General features: G+C 64.8%; 21 protein-coding genes. 15 read left to right on the forward strand and 6 right to left on the reverse strand.

From position 1 onward, the window contains the following. Positions 1–184 precede the first annotated feature (184 nt). The 4 genes from ACVOLL_RS19145 to plsB all read left to right on the forward strand — a co-directional run bounded on the left by ACVOLL_RS19145 (position 185) and on the right by plsB (position 5830). The gene (locus ACVOLL_RS19145; RefSeq protein ID WP_481514340.1) at positions 185–1087 is read left to right on the forward strand and encodes a 5'-nucleotidase, lipoprotein e(P4) family; all 903 of its coding nucleotides are present in this window, start codon (positions 185–187) and stop codon (positions 1085–1087) included. Beyond that, a complete protein-coding gene (gene pyrF, locus ACVOLL_RS19150) occupies positions 1084–1803 on the forward strand; it encodes an orotidine-5'-phosphate decarboxylase (RefSeq protein WP_481514341.1) in 720 nt (239 codons plus the stop codon). Before ACVOLL_RS19145 ends, pyrF begins: the two co-directional genes overlap by 4 nt. Before the next feature lie 434 nt (positions 1804–2237). Continuing rightward, positions 2238–3200, forward strand: a complete 963-nt coding sequence (locus ACVOLL_RS19155; protein ID WP_481514342.1) for a hypothetical protein — start codon at positions 2238–2240, stop codon at positions 3198–3200. 8 nt (positions 3201–3208) lie between these two features. Further along, positions 3209–5830 carry a glycerol-3-phosphate 1-O-acyltransferase PlsB gene (gene plsB / locus ACVOLL_RS19160; RefSeq protein WP_481514343.1) on the forward strand — a complete coding sequence of 874 codons (2622 nt, stop codon included), beginning with the start codon at positions 3209–3211 and terminating at the stop codon, positions 5828–5830. Between the two features lie 280 nt (positions 5831–6110). On the opposite strand, the gene ACVOLL_RS19165 is transcribed toward plsB, so the two are convergent. Continuing rightward, a complete protein-coding gene (locus tag ACVOLL_RS19165; RefSeq protein WP_481514344.1) occupies positions 6111–6305 on the reverse strand; it encodes a YdcH family protein in 195 nt (64 codons plus the stop codon). A 75-nt stretch (positions 6306–6380) separates the two neighbouring features. Here ACVOLL_RS19165 and ttcA point away from each other — a divergent pair, with 75 nt between their 5' ends. From ttcA to ACVOLL_RS19180, 3 genes are all read left to right on the forward strand, one after another. Then, positions 6381–7310 carry a tRNA 2-thiocytidine(32) synthetase TtcA gene (gene ttcA / locus ACVOLL_RS19170; protein WP_481514345.1) on the forward strand — a complete coding sequence of 310 codons (930 nt, stop codon included), beginning with the start codon at positions 6381–6383 and terminating at the stop codon, positions 7308–7310. A gap of 145 nt (positions 7311–7455) precedes the next feature. Beyond that, positions 7456–8364 carry a recombination-associated protein RdgC gene (locus tag ACVOLL_RS19175; protein ID WP_481509503.1) on the forward strand — a complete coding sequence of 303 codons (909 nt, stop codon included), beginning with the start codon at positions 7456–7458 and terminating at the stop codon, positions 8362–8364. A gap of 53 nt (positions 8365–8417) precedes the next feature. Beyond that, positions 8418–9209, forward strand: a complete 792-nt coding sequence (locus ACVOLL_RS19180; RefSeq protein ID WP_481509502.1) for a M48 family metallopeptidase — start codon at positions 8418–8420, stop codon at positions 9207–9209. Between the two features lie 371 nt (positions 9210–9580). Here ACVOLL_RS19180 and ACVOLL_RS19185 read toward each other — a convergent pair whose 3' ends face one another. The 4 genes from ACVOLL_RS19185 to hemH all read right to left on the reverse strand — a co-directional run bounded on the left by ACVOLL_RS19185 (position 9581) and on the right by hemH (position 14175). After that, the gene (locus tag ACVOLL_RS19185; protein WP_481514346.1) at positions 9581–11737 is read right to left on the reverse strand and encodes a methyl-accepting chemotaxis protein; all 2157 of its coding nucleotides are present in this window, start codon (positions 11735–11737) and stop codon (positions 9581–9583) included. A 13-nt stretch (positions 11738–11750) separates the two neighbouring features. After that, entirely contained in the window at positions 11751–12227 is a 477-nt protein-coding gene (locus tag ACVOLL_RS19190; protein ID WP_481514347.1) for a hypothetical protein, read from the reverse strand. A gap of 125 nt (positions 12228–12352) precedes the next feature. Further along, positions 12353–13216: an alpha/beta fold hydrolase gene (locus tag ACVOLL_RS19195; RefSeq protein ID WP_481514348.1), complete on the reverse strand. Its 864-nt coding sequence runs from the start codon at positions 13214–13216 to the stop codon at positions 12353–12355. Beyond that, positions 13213–14175 (reverse strand): ferrochelatase, encoded by a 963-nt coding sequence (hemH, locus tag ACVOLL_RS19200; RefSeq protein WP_481514349.1) that lies wholly within the window; start codon positions 14173–14175, stop codon positions 13213–13215. The genes ACVOLL_RS19195 and hemH overlap by 4 nt, the downstream gene beginning before the upstream one ends. A 206-nt stretch (positions 14176–14381) precedes the next feature. On the opposite strand from hemH, the gene ACVOLL_RS19205 reads away from it, so the two are divergent. From ACVOLL_RS19205 to ACVOLL_RS19240, 8 genes are all read left to right on the forward strand, one after another. After that, positions 14382–15287 (forward strand): lipid-binding SYLF domain-containing protein, encoded by a 906-nt coding sequence (locus ACVOLL_RS19205; protein ID WP_481514350.1) that lies wholly within the window; start codon positions 14382–14384, stop codon positions 15285–15287. A gap of 74 nt (positions 15288–15361) precedes the next feature. Beyond that, positions 15362–15589 carry a Sec-independent protein translocase subunit TatA gene (gene tatA / locus ACVOLL_RS19210; protein ID WP_481514351.1) on the forward strand — a complete coding sequence of 76 codons (228 nt, stop codon included), beginning with the start codon at positions 15362–15364 and terminating at the stop codon, positions 15587–15589. A gap of 15 nt (positions 15590–15604) precedes the next feature. Beyond that, positions 15605–16138, forward strand: a complete 534-nt coding sequence (gene tatB / locus ACVOLL_RS19215) for a Sec-independent protein translocase protein TatB (RefSeq protein ID WP_481514352.1) — start codon at positions 15605–15607, stop codon at positions 16136–16138. Then, on the forward strand, positions 16135–16884 hold the full coding sequence (gene tatC, locus ACVOLL_RS19220; RefSeq protein ID WP_481514353.1) for a twin-arginine translocase subunit TatC: 750 nt from the start codon (positions 16135–16137) through the stop codon (positions 16882–16884). Before tatB ends, tatC begins: the two co-directional genes overlap by 4 nt. A gap of 99 nt (positions 16885–16983) precedes the next feature. Beyond that, entirely contained in the window at positions 16984–20586 is a 3603-nt protein-coding gene (locus ACVOLL_RS19225) for a response regulator (protein WP_481514354.1), read from the forward strand. After that, positions 20571–21437 (forward strand): CheR family methyltransferase, encoded by an 867-nt coding sequence (locus ACVOLL_RS19230; protein WP_481514355.1) that lies wholly within the window; start codon positions 20571–20573, stop codon positions 21435–21437. Before ACVOLL_RS19225 ends, ACVOLL_RS19230 begins: the two co-directional genes overlap by 16 nt. After that, positions 21434–22015, forward strand: a complete 582-nt coding sequence (locus ACVOLL_RS19235) for a chemotaxis protein CheB (protein ID WP_481514356.1) — start codon at positions 21434–21436, stop codon at positions 22013–22015. Before ACVOLL_RS19230 ends, ACVOLL_RS19235 begins: the two co-directional genes overlap by 4 nt. Continuing rightward, positions 22006–23004: a diguanylate cyclase domain-containing protein gene (locus ACVOLL_RS19240; protein WP_481514357.1), complete on the forward strand. Its 999-nt coding sequence runs from the start codon at positions 22006–22008 to the stop codon at positions 23002–23004. Before ACVOLL_RS19235 ends, ACVOLL_RS19240 begins: the two co-directional genes overlap by 10 nt. A gap of 57 nt (positions 23005–23061) precedes the next feature. Here ACVOLL_RS19240 and ACVOLL_RS19245 read toward each other — a convergent pair whose 3' ends face one another. Then, positions 23062–23964: a BPSS1780 family membrane protein gene (locus ACVOLL_RS19245; RefSeq protein WP_481514358.1), complete on the reverse strand. Its 903-nt coding sequence runs from the start codon at positions 23962–23964 to the stop codon at positions 23062–23064. Positions 23965–24226 lie beyond the last annotated feature (262 nt).

A 24226-nucleotide genomic window follows, 5' to 3' on the forward strand; every position in this document is an offset into this window, starting at 1 on the left:
GGGGGGCGGCCGCCCACATCTCGCGTGCGCCTGCGGGCCCGCGTCGCGGGGGCGGTGGGGGGCGGCCCCCCCCCCCCCCCCCCCCCCCCCCACCCCGGTTTTAACCGCGGTTTTGACCCGGCAAGGCGGGCAAAGCAGGGAGCCGGTAAACTTGCGCGGTTTTCAAAGATTCCCGGTAGTTGCCATGTCCCGATTCCCCGCCCTTACCCTGCTGGCCGGCGCCGTGCTGTCGCTGGCCGCCTGCAGCTCGACCGCGCCGCTGAGCCGCGTTTCGCCGGCCTCGGCCGACGCCATCGCAGCTCCGGCCAATGCCCCCAACGACAACCTCAATGCCGTGCTGTGGGTGCAGCGTTCGCAGGAGTACCGGGCCAGCGCGCTGCAGACCTGGAAGCTGGCCGGCGCACAGCTTGACGCGGCCCTGGCCGATGGCAGCTGGACCGCGCTGCTGCCGGAAGAAGGCGGCAAGCACCAGTCGGCCAAGCTGAAGCCGGCGGTGGTGGTGGACGTGGACGAGACCGTGCTCGACAACTCGCCCTACCAGGCGCGTCTGGTGCGCGATGGCAGCAGCTACAACGACGCAAGCTGGGAAGCCTGGGTGGATGAGCGCAAGGCGCAGCCGGTGCCCGGCGCAGTGCAGTTCGCGCAGGCCGCCGCAGCCAAGGGCGTGACCATGATCTACATCAGCAACCGCACTGCGGCGATGAAGGACGCGACCATCGCCAACCTGCGTGCGGTTGGCTTCCCGGTCGCCGATGACAGCGTCTATCTGGGCCTGGGCACGCCGGTGCCGGGCTGCACCGAACACGGCAGCGAAAAGGGCTGCCGCCGCCAGCTGGTGGCGCAGAGCTACCGCGTGTTGATGCAGGTGGGCGACCAGTTCACCGATTTCCTGCAGGTCGAGGACAACAGCCTGGCCGCGCGCGACCTGCTGCTGGACAAGTACCAGGGCTGGATCGGCTCGCGCTGGTGGATCCTGTCCAACCCCACCTACGGTGGCTGGGAAGGTGCGGCCATCAACAATGCCTGGTCGCTGCCGGCAGACCTGCGCAACGGGGCAAAGCGTGAAGCGCTGGAGGTGGCCCGATGAGCCGCGCACCGCTGCCGCTGCGTAACGACGAGCGCCTGATCTTCGCCCTCGACGTGCCCGGCAAGGCCGAAGCCATCGAGTGGGTGGACAAGCTCGGCGACGCCGTGTCGTTCTACAAGATCGGCATGGAACTGCTGGCCTCGGGCGAGTACTTCGACGTGCTCGACGAACTGGCCAAGCGCGACAAGCGCGTGTTCGTCGACCTGAAGTTCTTCGACATCCCGGCCACCATTGCCGGCGTGATCAAGCGCCTGTCGCAGTGGCCGGTGAGCTACTGCACCATCCACGGCTGGCATCCCGGCATGATGGAAGCCGCCGCGGGCGCCAACAGCTCGGAGATGCGCCTGCTGGCGGTCACCGTGCTGACCTCGATGGGCCGCCCGGATCTGGCGCAGATGGGCATCGACCGTGAGCCGGTGGACGTGGTGGTGGAGCGCGCGCTGGCCGCGCAGCGTGCCGGCATCGACGGCGTGATCGCCTCCGGCCAGGAAGCTGCGCCAATCCGCGCTGCTACCGGTCAGGGTTTCTCCATCGTCTGCCCCGGTATCCGCCCCGGCGGCCCGGTGGGCGATGACCAGCAGCGCACCGTGGGCGTGGCCCAGGCCTTTGCCGATGGCGCTGACGCGATTGTCGTCGGTCGGCCGATCCGTCTGGCTGCTGATCCGCGTGCTACGGCACTGGCTATTCAGCATGAGATTGCAGAATCAATCAAATAAATCAATCACTTGCATAGATGTTTATAAAGTGTTGCTTTAACTGAATCGGGCGGGTAGGCTACGTTTCGTCCGGCTCTGCCGGCGATGCGTCAAACATGTCTACCGGTCCCGTACCGGTTTGAGGAGGTCTGTCACCGGCAACGGGGCGGCCTCTTTTTTTATGCCGGGATTTGGGGATTCGTTGGGAGTAACAACGCTCGCTGCTTTGATGCGTGGCAGCCGGAGAGCAGACCCGGCCCTGTGCATGAACCCATCGAACCAGCCATGCGCCCCCTCTCTTTGCCGCAGGCAAGGGGAGGGCTGGGGAGGGGGCTCCTGCTGTCAGCCATCACCGAACCCCAATCCCGACTCTCCGCTCCACCGTGACGGCCGTGCTTGCCGCTGTCACCGGGCAGGCATCAAGATGCTTGGCCTACGGGAGGATAGCCGCCGCCATGCAACGCCGTTCACTACGCAGTTGCCACACCATCATCCTGACTTCGGTCTGCCTCGTAGCGCTGTTGGCGGCCTGCAAGCGCAACGCCGAGCCCCTGCCCGGTGCCGCCACCGAGCCAGCGGCTGCGGTGCGCCAGCTGAGCCAGCACCTGCGCAACAACGATCTGGTCGGCTATGCCCGCGCTGCGGTGCCGCCGGCCCAGTACGCCGAACTGGAGGCGGCCTGGGCGCAGGGCCATAGCCGTTGGCCGCTGACCGAACTGCCCTTGGACGAAAAACTGCCTGCGTTGCTGGCCACGCTGTCGGAGCAGGATGCCGAGCGCAAACTGCAGCGTGCCTTCAAGGCGCAGCTGGAGGGCCAGACCGCCGCCGTGCGGCAGGCCGCGCATTCGCTGGGTCTGTTTGGCGTGCAGTACATCAGCCACCAAGGTGACTACAACGCGGCCGAGCGTGCGCATTACGTGCAACTGGTCACCGCGCTCAGCGACTGGGCCCAGGCTGCACCGTTGCCGGACCCCAAGCTGGCGCAGACCTCGATTGCCACTCTCACTGCCGCCGCCCGCGCCACCGGCCTGGCCGGCGAGCAGGCCTTCCAGCAGGCCGGCATGACCGGCACCTTGCAGAAACTCGGCCCGTTCGCCGCGGCCAGCAAGCAGGTGCTGGCCGCGTATGGCCTGAAGCTGGATGAAAGCGTGGATCAGATGCGTACCGGCCTGGTCTCGCAGGATGGCGACCGCGCCACCGTACGCGTTCAGTACCCGCTGGCAGGCAAGCAGCTGGACCTTGAAGTGGCCTTGGTGCGGCATGACAAACGCTGGTATCTGGCACGCACGCTCAGCGATGTGGACGCCGTGCTGGTGGCCGCGCGCGCTGCCGAACAGGCCAAGGCCGAAGCCCTGCAAGCGACCGAAGTCCCAGACCCGGAAACAGCAGACAACGCCGCAGCGGCGGCTAAGCCATAATGGCGCCGATGTCGAAACAGAAATCCCAGCCCGACCAGGGCGAACTGCTGCCGCCGGACGACGCCAACGCGACGCCCGCCACTCCTGCTGCCATCGTGCCGGGCGCCTCTGTGCGACCGTCACCCGCGGCCCGTGTCGCGCGTCGCCCGTGGTGGGCGCGTCTGCTGGGCAAGCTGATCGAGCCCTGGCTCGGTCTGAAGATCGAGCCCGAGCAGGCCGGCCAGCACAACGATGGCCGCCCGGTGGTGTACGTGCTGGAGGACTACGGTCTGTCCAATGCGCTGATCCTGGACAAGGCCTGCCGCGATGCCGGCCTGCCCTCACCGCTGGTGCCGCTGGCCGGCGACCCGACCGGACGCAAGCGCGCCTATGTGGCGCTGTCGCGGCGTTCCAGCAACAGCGCACTGATCCCCGAGCAGCGCGGCGCCAAGACCCATTCTGATTCGCTGGCCAAGCTGCTGCAGGCGCACCGTATCAACCCCGGCCTGGACGTGCACCTGGTGCCGGTGTCGATCTTCGTTGGCCGCGCCCCGGACAAACAGAGCGGCTGGTTCGCGGTGCTGTTCTCGGAAAACTGGGCGCTGGTCGGCCGCTTCCGCCGCCTGCTGGCGATCCTGCTGAACGGCCGCGACACCATCGTCCGCTTCGCCCCGCCGGTATCGCTGCGCGGCACCGTCGACGAAGGCCTGGAGCCGGAGCGCACTGTTCGCAAGCTGCAGCGCGTGCTGCGCACCCATTTCCGCCGCATCCGCGAATCCATCATCGGCCCGGATCTCTCCACCCGCCGTCTGCTGGTGGACAAGGTGCTGGAAGCCGATTCGGTGCGCGAAGCGATCGCCGTGCAGGCCAAGCGCGACAACTCCAAGACAACCGACGCCTGGAAGAAGGCGCAGGGCTATGCCTGGGAAATCGCTGCCGACTACTCCACCCCGGTGGTGCGCTCGGCCAGCTTCATGCTCAGCCACGTCTGGAACCGGATCTACGCCGGCGTGCTGGTACACCATCTGGACAAGTTCAAGGAAGCCGCGCCTGGCCACGAAATCATCTACGTGCCCAGCCACCGCAGCCACATGGACTACCTGCTGCTGAGCTACCTGCTGTATGACCGCGGCATCGTGCCGCCGCACATCGTGGCCGGCATCAACCTCAACCTGCCGGTGGTCGGCACCCTGCTGCGCAAGGGCGGCGCGTTCTTCATCCGCCGCTCGATCAAGGGCAACGCGCTGTACTCGGCGGTGCTCAGCGAGTACGTCGCGCAGCTGGTGGCTGGCGGTTATTCAATCGAGTACTTCGTCGAAGGCGGGCGCTCGCGTACCGGCCGCCTGCTGCAGCCCAAGGGCGGCATGATCTCGATGACGCTGCGCGCCTTCCTGCGCCAGCCACGCAAGCCGGTGCTGTTCCAGCCTATCTACGTCGGCTATGAAAAGCTGATGGAGGGCAACAGCTACCTCGACGAGCTGACCGGCCGGCCAAAGGAAAAGGAATCGATCTGGGCGCTGTTGTGGGGCATCCCCAAGGTGCTCAAGCAGAACTACGGCCAGGTGGTGGTGAACTTCGGTGAACCGATCGCGCTGAACGACGTGCTGGCCAAGATGGCGCCCGAATGGGATGGCCAACCGGTGCCCGAAGACGAGAAGCCGGGCTGGCTGGCTGGCACCGTCGACGTGCTTGCCGAACAGATCCAGGAACGCATCAACGCCGCCGCCGACGTCAACCCGATCAACCTGCTGGCGCTGGCATTGCTGTCCACGCCCAAGCACGCGATGGGCGAGGCCGACCTGATCGCGCAGATCGAGTTGTGCAAGAAGCTGCTGGTGGAAATGCCGTACTCCGACCGGGTCACGGTCACGCCGCATTCGCCCGAGCGCATCATTGCCCACGCCGAGGAAATCAACGTCCTCACCCGCATCAAGCACCCGCTCGGCGATGTGCTCAGCGTCAGCGGCGACACCGCGGTGCTGCTGAGCTACTTCCGCAACAACGTGCTGCATCTGTTCACCGCATCGTCGTGGGTGGCCTGCTGCTTCCAGAACAACCGCCGCATGAGCCGTGGCGGTCTGCTGAGGCTGGGTCGCGGCCTGTACCCGTTCCTGCAGGCGGAGTTGTTCCTGCCATGGACCGAGGACGAATTCGCCGCGCGCATCGACCAGACCATCGACGTATTCGTACGCGAAGGCCTGCTCCAGCACGTGGGCGAGGATGACGGCGGCATGCTCGCGCGCAGCACCGGCCAGACTGATGAAGTGTTCCGTCTGCGTGCGATTGGTCACTCGCTGCAACAGGCATTCGAGCGCTATTACATCGCCATCTCGGTGCTGGTGAAGAACGGCCCGGGCACGCTGGGTGCCGGCGAACTGGAAAGCCTGTGCCAGCAGGCCGCACAGCGCCTGAGCCTGCTGTACGCACCGGCCGCACCGGAGTTCTTCGACAAGACCCTGTTCCGTGGCTTCATCCAGAAGATGCGCGAACTGCGCCTGGTCTGGCCGGACCAGAACAGCAAGTTGCTGTTCGACGAACGACTGGATGCCTGGGCCAAGGACGCCAAGTTCATCCTCGGCCGCGAACTGCGCCACACCATCGAGCGCGTGAGCCCGGAAGCGGTGAAGCCGGAAGTGCCGCCAGCAGCTTGATGGAAGCCCCTGTAGAGCGGAGCCATGCTCCGCTGGGGCTCTACCGGTGAGGCATCTGCCGAGCATGGCTCGGCACTACCGATTGGTCTTGTGGGGGCGGCGTCAGCCGCGAAGCCACTGGTCAGTCGGATTGCAGGTTTGCCGGCGGTTTCAACGCTGCCGGCTTCGCGGCTGACGCCGCTCCTACAAGTGTTGCGGTGTTGCTGGATTGCCTTGGAAGGCCCCTGCCGAGCATGGCTCGGCACTACCGTTTGTTGGCGGGTTTTGCGTTGAACCGCATTCAGGCTGGCTCGTTCGGGATCAGCATGCTTTCCAGCTTGGTGATGCAGTCGCGCAGCTGCAGCTTGCGCTTCTTCAGCCGCTTGGCCTCCAGATCGTCGTCCGGGTTGGCGGCAAGGCGCGCGATGTCTTCGTCCAGGCTGCGGTGTTCGGCGCGCAGGACGGCGATGCGTTGGCTGATCTGCTCGGGGGTCATGGTCTCCACGGGGATTGAGCATACACGTTGCCGCTGGCCACGTGAGGGACGCTGCCGACCCGGTAGAATGGGCGGATGAGCGCTGTCATTTCCCTGCCCGATCCCGCCCCGCGGGCCCGTGATCCGCACGTGGCCGAACGTGAACACCAGAAACTCGGCAAACGCCTGCGTCACCAGGTAGGCCAGGCCATTGCCGACTTCGGCATGATCGAGGCCGGTGACAAGGTGATGGTCTGCCTGTCCGGCGGCAAGGACAGCTATACCTTGCTGGACATCCTGCTGCAGCTGCAGAAGAAGGCGCCGGTGCCGTTCGAGCTGGTGGCGGTGAACCTGGACCAGAAGCAGCCGGGTTTCCCCGAGCATGTGCTGCCCGAATACCTGGCCTCGGTAGGCGTGCCGTACCACATCATCGAACAGGACACTTATTCGGTGGTGAGCCGGGTGATCCCGGAAGGCAAGACCATGTGTTCGCTGTGCTCGCGCATGCGCCGTGGCTCGCTGTACACCTATGCCGAAGCCAATGGCTTCACCAAGATCGCGCTGGGCCACCACCGCGATGACATGGTGGCCACGTTCTTCATGAACCTGTTCCACCATTCCAAGATTTCCGGGATGCCGCCCAAGCTGCGCAGCGACGACGGCAAGCATGTGGTGATCCGCCCGCTGGCCTATGTGCGTGAAGCGGACATCATCGAATACGCCAATACCCGCCAGTTCCCGATCATTCCGTGCAACCTGTGCGGCAGCCAGGAAAACCTGCAGCGCAAGCAGGTTGGCCTGATGATGAAGCAGTGGGAAAAAGACACGCCCGGCCGCATCGAGCAGATATCCCGCGCGCTGGGCGACATCCGCCCTTCGCAGCTGGCCGATCCCAAACTGTTCGATTTCATGGCGCTGGGTCGCAATGAACAGGCGCCGGCGTCCGATCCACAGGCTTGGCTTGCAGGCGGCGACAAACAACAAGATCAAGAGGCCCTTCTCCCTCCGGGAGAAGGGTTGGGATGAGGTAGGCAGTGCTACGGTGGTTTCAAACCAAGCACTGCGCATCACCTCATCCATCCCCCGGCTCCACCGGCGGCACGCTCTTCGGAGCAGCTTCTCCTGCGAAGAGAAGCAAGCCCCTGAACCATGAATACGAAATAGGACATCCATGTTTTTCAAGAACCTCACGCTGTTCCGTTTCCCTACCTCCATTGATTTTTCCGAAGTCGACACGCTGCTGCCGCAGGTGGTGCTCAAGCCGGTCGGCGCGCTGGAAATGACCTCGCGCGGCTTCATCTCGCCGTTTGGCCGTGAAGAAAAGACCCAGTTCTCGCACCGCATCGGTGATGCGCTGTGGCTGACCGTCGGTGGCGAAGACAAGATCCTGCCCAGCGTGGTGGTGAACGATCTGTTGCAGCGCAAGCTGGAAGAGATCGAAGAGAAGGAAGGCCGCAAGCCCGGCGGCCGCGAGCGCAAGCGCCTGAAGGACGACCTGCTGCACGAACTGCTGCCGCGCGCCTTCGTCAAGAGCTCGCGCACCGATGCCTTCCTCGACCTGCAGCACGGTTATGTCGCCGTCGACAGTTCCAGCCGCAAGACCGGCGAGAACGTGATGAGCGACATCCGCGGCATGCTTGGCAGCTTCCCGGCGATGCCGCTGAACGCCGAAGTCGCACCGCGCGCCATCCTGACCGCGTGGATCGCCGGCGAGCCGTTGCCCGAAGGCCTGAGCCTGGGCGAAGAATGCGAGATGAAGGACCCGGCCGAAGGCGGCGCGGTGGTCAAGTGCCAGCACCAGGAACTGCGCTGCGACGAGATCGACAAGCACCTGGATGCTGGCAAGCAGGTGACCAAGCTGGCGCTGATCTTCGAGGACAACCTGTCCTTCGTGCTCGGCGACGACTTGATCGTACGCAAGTTGAAGTTCCTCGATGGCGCGCTGGACCAGCTCGAGCACATCGACGAGGAAGGCCGCCGCGCCGAACTGGATGCGCGCTTTGCCCTGCAGAGCGGCGAAATCCGCCGACTGTTCCTGCTGTTGGAGCAGGCATTCAAGCTGAGCAAGGCTGATAGCTGAACCCGTTGCTGACCTACCCGGTTTCGTAACCGGGTAGGGACTATGCTGGGACCATGGTTAGTCTGCTTCGCCGTCTGATGACCCCCGCCGCGCCGGTGATCCAGCGCGACACGGTGCGCCTGCGCCTGGACGATGCGGAGATTGAAGTGCTGCGCGTGCGTGATCCGCGTGCACGCCGGCTCAAACTCAGCGTCGATGAACGCGGTGCGCGGTTGACCATGCCACTGCGGGCAAGCCTGGTCTCCGGCGAACGTTTCCTGCAAGCCAACCGGCAGTGGTTGCAGCAACAGTTGGCGCGGCTGGGTGGCGATGGCTTGCTCGCGCCAGCACTGCGTCTGCGCGAGCCCGGCGTGCTGCCGTTGCGCGGCGAATTGTTGCCGGTGCAATGGCAGGAAGGTCGGTTCACCCGCATCGAGGTTGATGCGGGTGTGGTGACGATCCAGCTGCCGGCACGCGCTGGAGAGCCGGCGTTGCGGCGCGCGCTGCGTGAATTCTATGAAGTGCAGGTGCGTGCTGATGTCGGCCAGTGGCTGCCGCGTTATCTGCCGGGGTTGGCGCGTGCGCCGTCGCGGTTGCGGCCGAAGGTGATGTCCTCGCAATGGGGATCACTGGCACCGGATGGTTCGATGGCCCTGGATCTGGCCTTGGTATTGGCGCGGCCGTCGGCATTTGAGTACGTGCTGGTGCACGAGCTGTGTCATCTGCTGCAGGCCAACCACTCGCCGGCGTTCTGGGCGGAGGTTGAAGCGCGTTTTCCTGAGTGGCGGGATGAGCGTGATTACCTGCGTGAGGAAGGCCGCAGGTTGAAGAGCACCTTGCATCAGTTGCTGCGGGCGCAGGGCTGAGGGCCACTGTAGTGCCGAGCCATGCTCGGCAGGGCCTTACCGGGAAGATCAAAAGCGTCCCCTCATCCCAACCCTTCTCCCGCAAGCGGGAGAAGGGCTAAAGCAAAAGCCAAAAGCCAAAAGCCAAAAGCCAAAAGCCAAAAGCCAAAAGCCAAAAGCCAAAAGCCAAAAGCACCCCTCCCCAACCCTCCCCTCGCCTTTGGCAAAGGGAGGGGAAGAGCCGGCGCTGCAGGTGTCTAGATAGCTGCCAAGTGCATGATCCATCCCCTCCCTTTGCCGCAGGCAAGGGGAGGGCTAGGGAGGGGGGCTTTTGCTCCAGCGTTTTTCTGCGTCTGATTTTGCTCTTCTGCCGCTACAGCAACACAGCAACCTCACCCCGCCCGGCGCATCACCTCAGCCGCATCACCGGTCGAATAACGGAACACCGAAACCGCCTCCGCCAAGGCACTGGCCTGCTCTTCCATCGAGCGCGCCGCCGCGCTGGCTTCCTCCACCAAGGCTGCATTCTGCTGGGTGGTTTCATCCATCTGCACGACGGTGTGGTTGACCTGCTCGATGCCGGCCGATTGTTCCTGCGAAGCCGCCGCAATCCGCGCAACGATGTCGCTGACCTGCTGCACCGAACCGACGATCTCACTCATGGTGCTGCCGGCCTGTGCGACCAGCGCGGCGCCATCATCCACCTTGCCCATCGAGTCGCCGATCAGTTCCTTGATCTCGCGTGCGGCGGTGGCCGAGCGCTGCGCCAGGCTGCGCACTTCCGATGCCACCACGGCGAAACCGCGGCCCTGCTCGCCGGCACGCGCGGCTTCCACCGCGGCGTTCAGCGCCAGGATATTGGTCTGGAAGGCGATGCCATCGATGACCCCGATGATCTCGGCGATGCGCTTGGACGACAGCTCGATCGCATGCATCGTCGACACCACCTGTCCAACCACATCGCCACCGCGTGCAGCGACATCGGCAGCACCCATTGCCAGCTGGTTGGCCTGACGGGCCGAGGCCGCGTTCTCGCGCACCGTGGCGGTCAGTTCTTCCATTGAAGCGGCAGTTTCCTCCAGGTTGGCGGCCTGCTGCTCGGTACGGCGCGATAGATCGTCATTGCCTGCCGCCAGTTCGTGTGCGGCGGTGTTGATCGCCAGCGAGCACTGCTTGATCTGGCCAACGATGCCGGTCAGGCGTTCGGCGGTGAGGTTGGCGTCGATCTTCATGGCTTCGAAGTCGCCGGCATAGTCACCCTGCACGCGATGATCCAGGTCGCCAGCAGCCAGCGCCGACAACATCGTGCGCAGTTCGCCGGTGGTGGTGGCAACCACCTCCAGCAACTGGTTGATGCCGGTGGTAAGCGTCTGGATGAAGCCGGCCTCGCTCACCGCCTGCAGGCGCTGGTCGAGAGCACCGGCCGAGGCGGCGGCGACGATGTCGGCCACGCTGTTTTCCAGCGCCAGTTCCTGGGTACGGTCGTGCCACTCCACCGCGAAGCCGCTGCGGCTGCCGTCGGCGTTGAATACCGGCGTCACCACCTGACTGAAATGCACCGGGCCAATGGTGATCTGGCCGTTGTGTACCTTCTTGAGCTGATCGAGCATGCCGCGGATGCGCGCCGGGTTGGCGTGGAAGCGGTGGATGCTGCTGCCAACCAGGGTATCGACGTTGAAGTCGGGGAAGGCCTTGCGCAAGGTGTCCTGCTGGTTGCGCAGCAGGGCCACCACCGAGCGGTTGACGTAGCGGATGATGTGCTCGTTGTCGGCAATCATCATGCCAGTGCGCGAGGCGTCCAGCGAAGCGCGGATCTGGATGTTCTCGTGGTGCAGCGCGGCTTCCTGCTGCTGCTTCTGCTCAAGCTGGGTGCGCATCCGCAGCACGCCATCGGCGAGGGTGCCTGTTGCGAAGCTGCCATCAATACCAATGGCGTCGCTGTTTTCGCCGCTGGCGATCGCATCCACCATCGCCCGCAGACGCGTGGGTGCTGCGCCCAAGGTCAGTACCTGGCGCCGCAACTGCACTGCCATTGCGCTGATGAAGGCGGTTTCAACCACCACGTACAGCGCATGTAGCAGCACGATGTTGAAGCCGCTGCCTGCTGCGAAGGCGCGCACCGGCAGGCCGCGGGACTGCAGCCAGTAGAAGGCCAGGTGATGCACGCTGATTGCCGCCGCAGCAACCACCACCGGAATCCAGTCGCGGTAATACAACAGCAGCGCGATCACCACGAAGACGCCGAAATGCATTTCCACCAGGCCATTGGCCTGCTGGATGGTGGCGGCGACCAGTGCCATCAGCACCAAGGCCACGGTCACCCGACTGAGCAGGCTGCCCGGCGCCAGTTTTATCTGCACCGCCATCAGTGCCAACGAGGGTAGGCTGACGGCGTAGAAAGGCAGCCATTGCCCCGACCACAGCGCCAGTGCCAACGACGCCAGCCCGAGGATCAGGCCGAAATACAGGAATAAACGGTCCGCCGCGCAGGCCAGCTGCGTGTAATAGGCGTCGGGAGGTGGCGTTGTGGCGTGGGGACGAGTGGACATCGGGAACTCCTGTTCAACAGGAACAGCGGGGAGGAAGGATCAGGGGCGGGCTGTGCTCGGCCAGCAGTACCGGCAGCCAGCTGGTCAGTGCTGCATCGCTGCGGCCACAGGCCAGCGCGGAAGGTTGCAAGGGGCCGGCATAGAGCGGGCGGCCATCGGCGGCCAGCACCAGCAGCTCGTAGGCGGCTGCGGTGTTCAGTGCGATGGCGTGCGCACCTTGTGACTGCAGTGCGGTGCTGAGTTGTTGCCAGGCCTGCTCGCTTTGTTCGCAGGCGCAATCGGGTGGGTTCAGTCGGATTGCCAGCGGCGCGCCAATGGCAGGCAGTTGGCCCTGCGCGCGCAGTCCATCCACCAGCGTAGTCAGCGCAGCTTCGTCACCGGCGGGGCGGTGGCCGAGCGCGACGACGCTGGCGGTGGTCCAGCCCAGCCAACAGGCGAGCAGGATCAGGCCGGTGATGACACCGGGCCGGAGGGCGGGGCGGGGGGACATGCGCTGGTGGGGCGCGCAGCACCCGTTGCGGGACTGCGGGGCATCTTCTCGATTACGGCAATGCCGGGGTTATCGGCTGCCGCGCTTACTACTGAAGCCGATGCTGTTGGCATCGGCTTCCATATTCAGCTGGCGTCGGGCAAGACCGCGATGAAGTCGCGAATTATCAGCGCGACTGCTTCGGGATCATCCATATGCACATGGTGATGGCCGGGCAGGGTATGCAGGCGGCCATCCGGCAGCAGCGCCGCGCGCTGGCTGCGTTCCGGTTCCGGGAAGTAAGACTGGGCCGGGGTGGCGTAGATCACCTGCACCGGGCAGAGGATGGCGCTGACCACGTCGCAGACCTGTTCTTCGGTCATCCGTACCGCAGTGGGCAGCATCAGCCGCGGGTCGCTACGCCAGCTCCAACCACCGTCGACCGGTTTGACCCCGCGTTCTATCAGCAGGCGCGCCGAGGCCTCGCTGAGCTGGTTGACCATCATCCGCGCGCGTACCGGCGCGCTCAGGTCGGGGAATACCCGCAGCTGCTTGGCGTCCAGCTTCAGCATCGCCTCCACGTAGGTACGCAGGCGCTGCACGGTTTCGCCGGCCGGTGCGGTCAGTCCGCCCAGTGCTTCGATCGATACCAGTGCCTGCACGCGCTCACCGGCCACCGCAGCGACCAGGCTGGCGATTGCCGCACCCATCGAGTGGCCGAGCAGTACAAAGCGGTCCCAGCCCAGCGCATCGGCAATGGCCAGGGTCTGCACGATGGCGTGCGGCGTGGTGTACGGCGTGGTCAGTGGCAGGTGGTCGCTATAGCCATGGCCGGGCAGGTCGACCATCACCAGGTCCAGCGTTGGCAGCTGTGCGGCCAGCGGCAGGAAGCTGGCTGCGTTATCGAGCCAGCCATGCAGGGCGAGGACCTTCAGGCCATCCGGGTTGCCGGCGCGCAGGCCGGCGACGCGAATGCCATCGAGTTGCAGCTCAAACGGCGTTGCGTTCATGCCGGTTGCGCCGCCGCAAGCGCGGCCAACGCAGCTGCGTGGGCGCTGCTATCGTTGAGGCAGGGGATGTAGCGCATGCGTGCGCCACGTTCGGCCAGGGTTTCGGTGAAGCCCATCTGCACCTCTTCCAGGGTTTCCAGGCAGTCGGTGGCAAAACCCGGGCAGACCACGTCCAGGGTCTTGATGCCGCTTTCGGCCAGTTCCCACAGCCGCGGTTCGGCATAGGGCTGCAGCCAGCGTTCGCGGCCGAACCGCGATTGGTAGGCCAGTTCCCACGCATCGCTGGTCAGGCCCAGCGCAGCGGCAATGGCCTTGGCACTGGCCTCGCAACGCTGCGGGTAGGGGTCGCCGGCATCGGCCAGGCGCTGCGGGATGCCGTGGAAGGAGAACACCAGCTTGCTGCCGCGGCCATGTTCGGCCCAGTAATCGGCAATGGAGGCGGCGACCGCGGCAACCCAGGCCGGGTCGTCGGCGTAGTCGCGGATGGTCTGCACCGTCACCTTCGGGTTGCGCGCCTGCCACTGCTGCACGCGGTCCTCGATGGAGGCGGTGGTGGTGTTGGAGTACTGCGGGTACAGCGGCAGCACCACGATGCGCTGGATACCCTCGGCAGCCAATGCATCCAGCGCCGACAGCATGGCCGGTTCGCCGTAGCGCATGGCTTCGCGCACCCGCCACTGCGGCAACTGCTGTTGCATGGCCTTGGCCAAGCGATGGGTGTAGACCGCCAGCGGCGAGCCTTCGGGCAACCAGACCTGGGCGTATTTCTGTGCCGAGCGGCCACTGCGCAGCGGCAGGATCAGCCCGTACAGCAGGGGTTTCCACAGCAAAGCCGGGATCGAGACCACGCGCGGGTCGCTGAGGAATTCCGCCAGATAGCGCCGCACCGCAGGCGCGGTGGGTGTCTCGGGCGTGCCTAGATTGACCGCGAGCAACGCGGTAGTGGGGGCGTTGGACATCCGGCCATTTTCGCAGGTATGGGGGGAGAAGGGAGGAGTGTGGGTTTGCAGCGGACATCACCCCTCCCCAACCCTCCCCTTCGCGATGCGAAAGGGAGGGGGCACAGGTGTTCATGCCTCACGCCCGCTCACCAGCTATTCAGAGCCACGCTACTAATTTCAGGCACTTGCGCTATCTTTCTATGCATCGACCTACGGAGTTACCCATGCGCCGCCTGCCGTGCCTTGTGCTGCTGTTGTCCGCGAGCCTGTTGTCCGCCACTGCTGTCGCCGGTCCGCAGGAAGATCAGCGTGCCCGCAATGCGGTGCGGGTGCTCAGTGAAATCCAGAACATCCCCGAGCAGTCCATCCCCGACAAACTGCTGGATGAAGGCCGCGCCATCATCGTCCTGCCGGACACCATCAAGGCCGGTCTGGTGCTGGGTGGACGCCGCGGCCACGGCCTGATGTCGGTGAAAATGGCCGATGGCAGCTGGTCCAATCCGGTATTCATCAAGCTTACTGGCGGCAGCATCGGTTTCCAGGCCGGTGTGCAGTCGTCGGACGTGATCCTGGTGTTCCGTAACGACCGCAGTCTGGACAACATCGTCAACGGCAAGTTCACTCTCGGCGCCGACGCTGGTGTCGCCGCCGGCCCGGTTGGCCGCAATGCCTCGGCGGCTACCGACGGCCAGCTCAAGGCTGAGATCTGGTCGTGGTCGCGCGCGCGCGGCCTGTTTGCAGGCGTGGCGTTGGATGGTGCGGTGTTGCAGATCGACGATGCCGCCAACCTCGATGCCTACGGCCAGAACACCACCCCGCGCATGATCCTGGAAGGCCGCCTGAATACCGCGCCGTCGTCCGACGTCGTGTCCTTCCGTGACCGTCTGGAAGAATCCACCTATGCGGCGCGCGAAAAGCGTGGCACCCAGGGCAGTGCCGCACCGGTGGCGGCAAGCGCGCCGCGCAGCAATGCGGTCAGCGTGCAGGCGCCGGCAGCCAATACGGCTGGTGCCGATACCGCGACCACCGCGCCGTTGCAGCACGCCAGCGCTGAACCGGCACCGCAGCAGGGCTTCCAGCCGGTCTCCGAAGGCGAGATCCGCACCGAAAGCCTGGACGGCGGCAACTGACCTTTGGCATAGCGATCAGTTAAGACCTTGTGCGCTATGCTCGACAACCTCCACACAGATAACGCGAGCAGATCATGGGCAGTTTCAGCATCTGGCACTGGTTGGTCGTGCTGGTCATCGTGCTGCTGGTGTTTGGCACCAAGCGGTTGACGAGCGGCGCCAAGGATCTGGGCAGTGCGGTCAAAGAGTTCAAGAAGGGCATGCGTGACGAAGACAAGCCGGCTGCACAGCTGAGCGATGAATCGCGCGATGCCGACAAGAGCGGCGAAAAGCAGGCCGAGCACGACCGCGACGCGCGCTGATCCCGAGCGCGCGACGTGTTTGATATCGGCTTCAGCGAACTGCTGCTGATCGCAGTGGTGGCCTTGGTGGTTCTCGGCCCGGAACGTCTGCCCAAGGCAGCGCGTTTTGCCGGGCTGTGGGTACGCCGTGCCCGCAACCAGTGGGACTCGGTCAAGCAGGAGCTGGAGCGCGAGCTGCACGCCGAGGAGCTCAAACGCAATCTGCAGGATGTGCGCCAGTCGATGCAGCAGGCCGAGGCCGGGCTGCGCGACCAGGCCGGGCAGGTGCGCGCCGAGGCCGATGCCTTCAAGCGCGAAGTGGAGCTGCCGGAATCGGCTGCCGAGCGGGTAATCGAACCGCGCACCATTGAGCCACGTCCGATCGCGGCGGCTGATGGGGAATCGCCCGCAGCTGCTGAGCAAGCCCCGCTGGATGCGGCCGCTGCGCCGGTCAGTCACGCTGCCATCGACCCCGAGTTCAATCGCAGCATCCCCTTGGGTGATGCGCCGGCAGGCGTCGAGCAGGCCCCGCCAAGTCAGGGGCGGGCAAACCAGGAGCGGACGCCATGAGTGCGGCGGATCTGAACGAAAGCAGCCTGATCGAACACCTGATCGAGTTGCGCTCACGGGTGGTGCGCGCGCTGCTGGGCTTGGGTGTGGTGCTGCTGGCGTTGATGCCGTTCTCGCGCACCCTGTACACCCATCTGGCTACGCCGCTGATCTCGCAGCTGCCGGCTGGGCAATCGATGATTGCCACCAATCCGGCCGGTGCCTTCTTCGCGCCACTGAAGCTGACCTTTTTTGCCGCCCTGTTCGTGGCGGTGCCGTGGCTGCTGTACCAGGCCTGGGCCTTTGTGGCGCCGGCGCTGTATGCCCGTGAAAAGCGCCTGGCCCTGCCGCTGCTTGGTTCGGCGGTTGCGCTGTTCTACATCGGCTGCGCCTTTGCCTACTTCCTGGTGCTGCCGGCCGTATTCCATTTCCTGACCACCTTCCGTCCCGATGTGATCGCCATCACGCCGGATGCCAACGCCTACCTGGATTTCGTGTTGGCCATCTTCTTTGCCTTCGGTGCCAGCTTCGAGCTGCCGGTGGCAATGGTGATCCTGGTCCTGCTGGGCTGGGTGAGCCCACAGCAGCTGCGTGAAGGCCGCGGTTACGCGATTGTCGGTATCTTTGTGCTGGCGGCGGTGCTGACCCCGCCGGATGTGGTCTCCCAGCTGATGCTGGCGATACCCATGTGTTTCCTTTACGAACTGGGCATACATGCCTCGCGCTGGCTGCAGCCGCGCGACCAGGGCAAGACCGCCAAGCCCTGATTCAACCGTAGCAGGCGGTCGTCAGCAATCTGCGCTATTTTTCACTGAAAAGAGGCCGCGCGGACTGGCAGGCGTGGTGGCACCCCGGGGGACACCTGCATGACGCAAAAGAAAGAGAGCTGGATCAACAACGTGTCGCTGTTGAACAAGATGCTGGCGGCATTTGGTTTGTTCTTCCTGTGCTTCCTGGCCACCAGCGTGGTCAGCTATCGGACTTCGGGGCAGGATGATGCCGCGCGCAAGCGCGAGGCGGTGCAGCTTGAGGTCACCAACCAGATCGAAGACGCCATCCAGGCGGTGCGGCTGCAGCAGATAGCCATCCGCAACTATCTGCTGGGCGATGGTGAGCGGCAGATCGAGGCGCTCAGCCAACTGCGCGAGCGCCGTGATGCGGCCATTGAGGCAGCTGTCGTTGCTGCCGGTAGCGGTGACGTGGCCGAGCGCCTGCGGCGTACCCAGCAGCAGGCCCGGACCTGGGACAGCGAGGTCATGGCGGTGCTGCGTCCGGCCGCTGATGCAGCACCCAGAAGCCAGCTTGAGTTGCTGCATGCGGTCAGCAACGGCGGCCAGGGCAATGCCTTGGCCGAAACATTGGACGGCATCTACAACTCCGAAGTCAGCCTGATGTTGAGTGACCGGGCGCAGATGAGCCGCCGGATCGGTCAGGCGCACGACCTGTCGCTGATCCTGCTGGTAGTCGGGCTGATGATCGTCATCGTTGTTTTGTGGCTGATTTCGCGGGTGATTGTCACCCCGATCAATCGCCTCACCGAAGAGATGACGCGGCTGGCCGGCGACGATCTGGAAATAGAGATCGATGGCCTTGGCCGCAAGGATGAAATCGGCGAGATGGCCCGCGCGATGGAGGTGTTCCGGCGCAACTCGGTGGCCTCACGTGATGCCAACTGGGTCAAGCTCAGCGTCGGCGAGGTTGGTGCTGAGCTGCAGACCGCGCAGACCCCGGACGACTACGCGCAGGCGCTGGTGTCGCAGATCGCGCCGCGCATTGATGCGCCGATCGGCGTGTTCTTTGCCTGGAACGAAATGGAGAAGCAGTTGCGCCTGCAAGGCAGCTACGGCTTCCAGCGGCGCAAGCATCTCGGCCTGCACTATGGGCTTGGCGATGGCCTGATCGGGCAGGCGGCATTGGAGCGCAAGCGCATCAGCGTGCAGCAGGTGCCGGATGACTTCTTCGGCGTGCACTCGGCGCTGGGGGAAGCGCAGCCGCGTCATCTGGTGGCGGTGCCGTTGCTGTTGAAGGATCGCCTGCTGGGCGTGTTCGAGTTCGGCACCTTCGGTCATTTCAACGCCACCCAGGAAGCCTTCATCGACGCAGTGCTGCCGACCGTGGCGCTGGGCCTGGACAATATCTGCCGCGCCGACGAGACCCAACTGCTGCTGGACCACACCCGCGCGCAGGCTGAAGAGCTGCAGGTCTCGCAGCTGGCCTTGCAGGCGCAGGAAGAAGAACTGCGCGCCACCAACGAAGAGTTGCAGGGCAAGACCGTCGAGCTGGAAGAGCAGGCCCAGCGCCTGTCCGCTTCCGAAGAAGAACTGCGCGTGCAGGCCGAGGAACTGCAGGCCTCCAACGAAGAGCTACGGCAGAAGACCGAAGTGCTCAATGAGCAGAAGGACGTGCTGCAGGTATTGCAGCGCGAGACCGAGTTCAAGGCGCAGGAGCTGGCGCGCGCCAGCCAGTACAAGACCGATTTCCTGGCGAATATGTCGCACGAGCTGCGCACCCCGCTCAACAGCCTGCTGATCCTGTCGAAAGAGCTGGCCGAGAACGAAAGCGGGCATCTGGACGTGGAGGAAGTGGAAGCCGCTGCGGTCATCCACGACTCCGGCTCCAACCTGCTGCGCTTGATCAACGACATCCTCGATCTGTCCAAGATCGAGGCCGGCAAGATGGATGTGCACCGCGAGGAAGTGAAGATCGACGCCATCACCCGCGAGGTGACGCGCCACTTCCGCCACATGGCGATGGAGAACCGTCTGGAGTTCGCCATCGACGTGGACCCGTCGATGCCCGACGCACTGGTCACCGATCGTTCCAAGCTGCAGCAGGTGCTCAACAACCTGCTCGGCAACGCCTTCAAGTTCACCCGCGAAGGCTCGGTGACCCTGCATATGGCGATGGCCAACAGCGCCATGCTGACCCGCATCGGCGCCGCTGCCGACGACCAGCATGTAGCGCTGAGCGTGCGTGATACGGGTATTGGCATTCCCGAAGAGCGTCTGGACTCGATCTTCGAGGCCTTCGAGCAGGTCGATTCCAGCACCAGCCGTCACTACGGTGGCAGCGGTTTGGGGCTGGCGATCGCGCGGCGCCTGGCGCAGTTGCTGGGCGGGCAGCTGGTTGTTGATAGCGAACAAGGCAAGGGCAGCAGCTTCAGCCTGGTGCTGCCGCTGTTGTCGGCCGGCATCAAAAGCGCCGTGGCCGCCAGCCAGGCCACCATCGAGCAGCGGCCAGCACCCACGCCGGGCCCGGCGCGCGCAGCTACCGCGCAGTTGATTGATTGGATCCCCGATGATCGCCACGCCATTGCGGCGGGTGAAACGGTGATCCTGACGGTGGAAGATGATCCGGCCTTCGCCCGCATCCTGGTCGATCTGATCCGCCGCAAGGGCCACCGCGCGCTTGCCGCCGCCGATGGTGAGAGTGGCCTGGAGCTGGCGCGGCGCTATCGTCCCACCGGCATCCTGTTGGATGTGATGTTGCCGGGCATGGACGGTTGGTCGGTGCTGCAGCATCTCAAGCACGACCCGGTCACTGCTGCCATCCCGGTGCACTTCATTTCCGCCGTTGATGAAGCCGCGCGCGGTGTTGCGCTGGGCGCGGTCGGCTACCTGACCAAGCCGGTGGATCGCAAGGCGCTGGTTGCCGCCTTCGACCATCTGCTGGATGTGGCCGGCAAGATCGTGCGCAAGCTGTTGCTGGTCGATGACGATCCGGATTCGCGCTTGGCGCTGACCCGCCTGTTGCAGGCAGACAATGTGGAGATCGACCAGGTCGCCTCGGGCGAAGAAGCGCTGGAGCGCATCGCCACCCACAGCTACGACTGCATCGTGCTGGATCTCAACCTGGGCGGCATCTCCGGCATCGAGTTCCTGGAGAAGGCGGCAACCCTGGTTGCAGTGCCGCCGGTGGTGATCTATTCCGGCCAGGACCTGAGCCGCGAAGACAGCCTCAAGCTGCGCCAGTACACCGACAGCATCGTGATCAAGGGCCAGCGTTCGCCCGAGCGCCTGCTCGATGAAGTGAGCCTGTTCCTGCACAGCATCGGCTCGCGTGGGGCCAACGCCACGCCGTCCGATGACAATAATCTGGGCGGCCGCCAGGTGCTGCTGGTCGATGACGACATGCGCAACCTGTTCGCCCTGTCCAAGTCGCTGCGTTCGCGCGGGGTGAATGTGTCGATGGCGCAGGATGGCTACAAGGCGCTGCAGCAGTTGGAGGAGAATCCGTCCATCGAGCTGGTGCTGATGGACATCATGATGCCGGGCATGGACGGCTACGAAACCACCCGCGAAATCCGCAAGCTGCCGCAATGGAGCAACCTGCCGATCATCGCCGTCACCGCCAAGGCGATGCATGGCGACCGCGACAAGTGCCTGGATGCCGGTGCCAATGACTACCTCACCAAGCCGGTGGACCTGGACAAGCTGTTGTCGATGATGCGCGTATGGCTGCAAAAGTAGGTCCCATCGCCCCGCAACCGTTGCGCGATGACATCGACGACATCGAAGTCGATGCCTTCATCACCGCGATGTCGCGGCGGCATGGCTATGACTTCACCGGTTACGCGCCGTCCTCGTTGAAGCGGCGGGTGCTGGCGCTGGCGCATGGGCTGAACCTGCCCTCGGTGAGTGAGCTGACCGCGCGCGTGCTGCGTGAAGACGAGATGGTGCCGCAGGTGATCGCCAAACTGTCGGTGCCGGTGTCGGAGATGTTTCGCAACCCGGCGGTGTTCCGCAAGCTGCGCGATGAAGTATTCCCGGTGCTGGCCTCGTACCCGCAGATCAATATCTGGCAGGCCGGTTGCGCGCACGGGCAGGAGGTCTATTCACTGGCCATCCTGTTGAAGGAAGCCGGTCTGTATGACCGCTGCCAGATCTACGCCACCGACTTCAGCGATGAAGCACTGGCCAAGGCACAGGAAGGCATCTTCCCGATCCGCGATGCACGGCTGTACTCGGAGAATTACCTGGCGGCCGGAGGCCGCCATACGCTGTCCGATTACTACCACGCCCGCTACGACTTCATGAAGCTGGACGAACGGCTCAAGGAGCGGGTCACCTTCGCCAACCACAACCTGGTCTGCGATGGCGTGTTCACCGAGGCGCAGCTGATCCTGTGCCGCAATGTGCTGATCTATTTCTCCGACACGCTGCAGGACAGGGTGCTGGGTTTGTTCCGCAGCAGCCTCAGCCGCGGCGGTTTCCTGTGCCTGGGCAATCGCGAGTCGATCCGCTTCGCCCCCAGTGCGCGCGATTTCGTGCCGCTGGATGCCGAACTGCGGCTGTACCGCAACGCTGGTGGCTTACTGTGAAAACCGCGTCCGGGCAGCCTCCACAAGCCGTTGTGGTGGGGTGCTCGGCGGGCGGGCTTGCTGCCTTGCATCAATTGCTGGGCGGCCTGTCAGGGCCGCTGCCGGTGCCGATGGTGGTGGTCTGCCACAGCGGTTCGGAGGATATGCGGGTGTTCTGCGAGCTGCTGGCCAGCCGCAGTGGGCTGCCGGTGGAGGAGGCCGAAGAACGCCAGCTGCCCGAGCCGGGGCGGGTCTATGTGGCCCCATCCGGCTATCACCTGCTGATCGAGCGCAACGGCCGTTTTGCCCTGAGCATCGACCCACGGGTGGCATTTTCACGCCCTTCGATCGATGTTCTGTTTGAATCTGCGGCCGAGGTCTGGCGCGGACAGCTGCTGGCTGTGCTGATGACCGGGGCAAATTCCGATGGCGCCGAAGGGTGTGCACGGATACGACGCTCCGGTGGCACACTGATCGTTCAGGACCCGGAAACGGCGCAAGTGGCTATGATGCCTGCCGCCGCACTGGAGCTGGCAGGCGCCGATCATTGCCTGCCGCTCCCCGAAATTCCCTTTTTGCTGGAAGCATTATGCTCGTGACCAAGCCGGTGGCAGTGCAGCGCCCCAAGATCCTGGCCGTAGATGACAACCCCGCCAACCTGTTGGTGATCCGCCGGGTGCTGGCCAAGCTCGACGTGGAAGTGGTCGAGGCGGCCTGCGGCAACGATGCACTCAAGGCGACGCTGGACGACGAGTTCGCGCTGGTGCTGCTGGATGTCTACATGCCGGACATCAACGGCTTCGAAGTGGCCGAGATCCTGTCGCAGGAAGAAACCACCCGGCAGACCCCGATCATCTTCGTCACGGCGACGTATGCCGACGACGTGCACCGGCTCAAGGGCTATGGCTTCGGTGCGGTGGACTACATGGCCAAGCCGCTGGAGGCCACCATCCTGCTGTCCAAGGTGCAGGTGTTCCTGGAGTTGTACCGGCACCGGGTGGCGCTGCGTGATGCGCTGAGCGAGCTGTCCGAGCGCAACCGCCAGCTGGAAATCGAAGTCGAGCAGCGCAAGCAGATGGAGCAGGAAATGCGCCATCTGGCCATGCACGACATGCTGACCGGGTTGCCCAACCGGGCCTTGTTCATGGACCGGCTGGAAAGCGCCCATCACCGCGCGCAGCGCCACGGCGGCATGTTCGCGCTGGTTTATGTGGACGTGGACCGGTTCAAGGAGGTCAACGACACCTGGGGCCACGGTGCCGGCGATGCGGTGCTGATCGAGTTGGCCGCACGGTTGCGCGGTGCGCTGCGTGAGAACGACACGGTGGCCAGGTTGGGTGGCGACGAGTTCGCGCTGGTGCTGGAAGAACTCGACGACATCAGTGATGCCCATCGTCTGATGGAGCGGGTGACGCAGTCGTTGCAGGCACCGATGCACTACCTGCGCGATGGCGAAGCACTCACCCTGGCTATCGCCGCCAGCATTGGCGTGGCCGCTTACCCTGCGGACGGTGCCGAGGTGGATGCCCTGCTGCATGCTGCCGACCAGGCCATGTACCTGATCAAGCGCAGCCGCGACACGGTGTAAAACAAAAAGGCCGCGCATCTCTGCGCGGCCTTGCTGCAAGCGACGTCGCAGCCTGGATCAGGCTTCGAACACGTGACCGTTTTTTACCGGCGGCGGGGTCGGGCCGGCGGCATCGGTTGGCGCCAGAATCTGCTTCCACGCTGCGTACACGGCGCCGGCGAAGACCGGCATCAGTATTGCCATAAGCAACAACTGCGCGATTGCCATGGCGGCGACCTGGCCGGCGATCAGGCCGATGAACAGCGCCACGATGATCACCGCGAAATAGATCGCGAAAATGGCAATGAACGCCAGCACGAAGAACACCAGCATCGCCGGCAGGTTGTGGATGCTGGCGCGCAGGCTTTCGCGCAGCGCGTGCATGCCACCGGAGCGCTCGAACATTACCTGCGGTGGCATCACGAACAGCGCAAGCGTCACAGCGACGAAGCTGGCGATCAGCAACAGCAGCCACAGCAGGATGCGCCCGGCCGGCAGCGTCGCCACCAAAGCCTCGATCTGCGCTGGGTCTGGCTGTGCACCGGATTGGCTGAGCTCATTGAGCTTGACCATCACCACCGACAGCTGCTGCAGCCCATCGGTGCCGACCAGCACCAGCAGCAGCGTGCCCAGCAGCAGCGCGGCAAACAGCTGCGGCAACAGGGCCACCAGCAGGTGCGGCGCGCGGCCTTCCTGCACGCCCTGCAGCAGGTGCGCAGGTTTGGCGGCTCGGCCCTGGTCGACCTCGCGGATCGCCCACAACATGCCGCCCATGAACAACGGGCCGGCCAACAGCAGCAGCAGCTGCACCACGGTGCCCAGTGCCGGCACCAGCATCGACAGCGACAGCACCAGCGAGGTGCCGACGCCCCACAGGATGCCCAGCGAACCCAGCGCCAGTGGCGCGCGCTTGAGCAGGCCAAAACCGGTCAGCAGCCATTCCGCACCGGCGGAGGCCGGTACCTTGCGAATCTCGCTCATTGCAATTCCGAAACGGGGGAGTGCGCGGGCAACACGCCGGCGCTGGGCGGATTATCGCCTGAAACCCGGGTCGGGTTTATGAGGACAAAGTAACGGTGGGGTTTGCTCCCTCCCTTTTGCGAAGCGAAGGGGTTGGCTCTGCTGCTGTCGGTAGTGGCCCGCCAAACAGCGCCCACGGGAAGACCCGGAAAGCCCCCTGGCACCCCCGGGACCTCCCAACGGGGGGGGATTAGCGGGAAAACTCATGCCCGCCAAGGGCCGC

Source organism: Stenotrophomonas sp. STEN035 (assembly GCF_056759935.1).

Excerpts from the sequence above, each read along its gene's own strand:
- ACVOLL_RS19145 (WP_481514340.1), top strand. The coding sequence starts at position 185 with ATGTCCCGATTCCCCGCCCTTACCCTGCTGGCCGGCGCCGTGCTGTCG.
- pyrF (WP_481514341.1), top strand. The coding sequence starts at position 1,084 with ATGAGCCGCGCACCGCTGCCGCTGCGTAACGACGAGCGCCTGATCTTC.
- ACVOLL_RS19155 (WP_481514342.1), top strand. The coding sequence starts at position 2,238 with ATGCAACGCCGTTCACTACGCAGTTGCCACACCATCATCCTGACTTCG.
- plsB (WP_481514343.1), top strand. The coding sequence starts at position 3,209 with ATGTCGAAACAGAAATCCCAGCCCGACCAGGGCGAACTGCTGCCGCCG.
- ACVOLL_RS19165 (WP_481514344.1), bottom strand. The coding sequence starts at position 6,305 with ATGACCCCCGAGCAGATCAGCCAACGCATCGCCGTCCTGCGCGCCGAA.
- ttcA (WP_481514345.1), top strand. The coding sequence starts at position 6,381 with ATGAGCGCTGTCATTTCCCTGCCCGATCCCGCCCCGCGGGCCCGTGAT.
- ACVOLL_RS19175 (WP_481509503.1), top strand. The coding sequence starts at position 7,456 with ATGTTTTTCAAGAACCTCACGCTGTTCCGTTTCCCTACCTCCATTGAT.
- ACVOLL_RS19180 (WP_481509502.1), top strand. The coding sequence starts at position 8,418 with ATGGTTAGTCTGCTTCGCCGTCTGATGACCCCCGCCGCGCCGGTGATC.
- ACVOLL_RS19185 (WP_481514346.1), bottom strand. The coding sequence starts at position 11,737 with ATGTCCACTCGTCCCCACGCCACAACGCCACCTCCCGACGCCTATTAC.
- ACVOLL_RS19190 (WP_481514347.1), bottom strand. The coding sequence starts at position 12,227 with ATGTCCCCCCGCCCCGCCCTCCGGCCCGGTGTCATCACCGGCCTGATC.
- ACVOLL_RS19195 (WP_481514348.1), bottom strand. The coding sequence starts at position 13,216 with ATGAACGCAACGCCGTTTGAGCTGCAACTCGATGGCATTCGCGTCGCC.
- hemH (WP_481514349.1), bottom strand. The coding sequence starts at position 14,175 with ATGTCCAACGCCCCCACTACCGCGTTGCTCGCGGTCAATCTAGGCACG.
- ACVOLL_RS19205 (WP_481514350.1), top strand. The coding sequence starts at position 14,382 with ATGCGCCGCCTGCCGTGCCTTGTGCTGCTGTTGTCCGCGAGCCTGTTG.
- tatA (WP_481514351.1), top strand. The coding sequence starts at position 15,362 with ATGGGCAGTTTCAGCATCTGGCACTGGTTGGTCGTGCTGGTCATCGTG.
- tatC (WP_481514353.1), top strand. The coding sequence starts at position 16,135 with ATGAGTGCGGCGGATCTGAACGAAAGCAGCCTGATCGAACACCTGATC.
- ACVOLL_RS19225 (WP_481514354.1), top strand. The coding sequence starts at position 16,984 with ATGACGCAAAAGAAAGAGAGCTGGATCAACAACGTGTCGCTGTTGAAC.
- ACVOLL_RS19230 (WP_481514355.1), top strand. The coding sequence starts at position 20,571 with ATGGCTGCAAAAGTAGGTCCCATCGCCCCGCAACCGTTGCGCGATGAC.
- ACVOLL_RS19240 (WP_481514357.1), top strand. The coding sequence starts at position 22,006 with ATGCTCGTGACCAAGCCGGTGGCAGTGCAGCGCCCCAAGATCCTGGCC.
- ACVOLL_RS19245 (WP_481514358.1), bottom strand. The coding sequence starts at position 23,964 with ATGAGCGAGATTCGCAAGGTACCGGCCTCCGCCGGTGCGGAATGGCTG.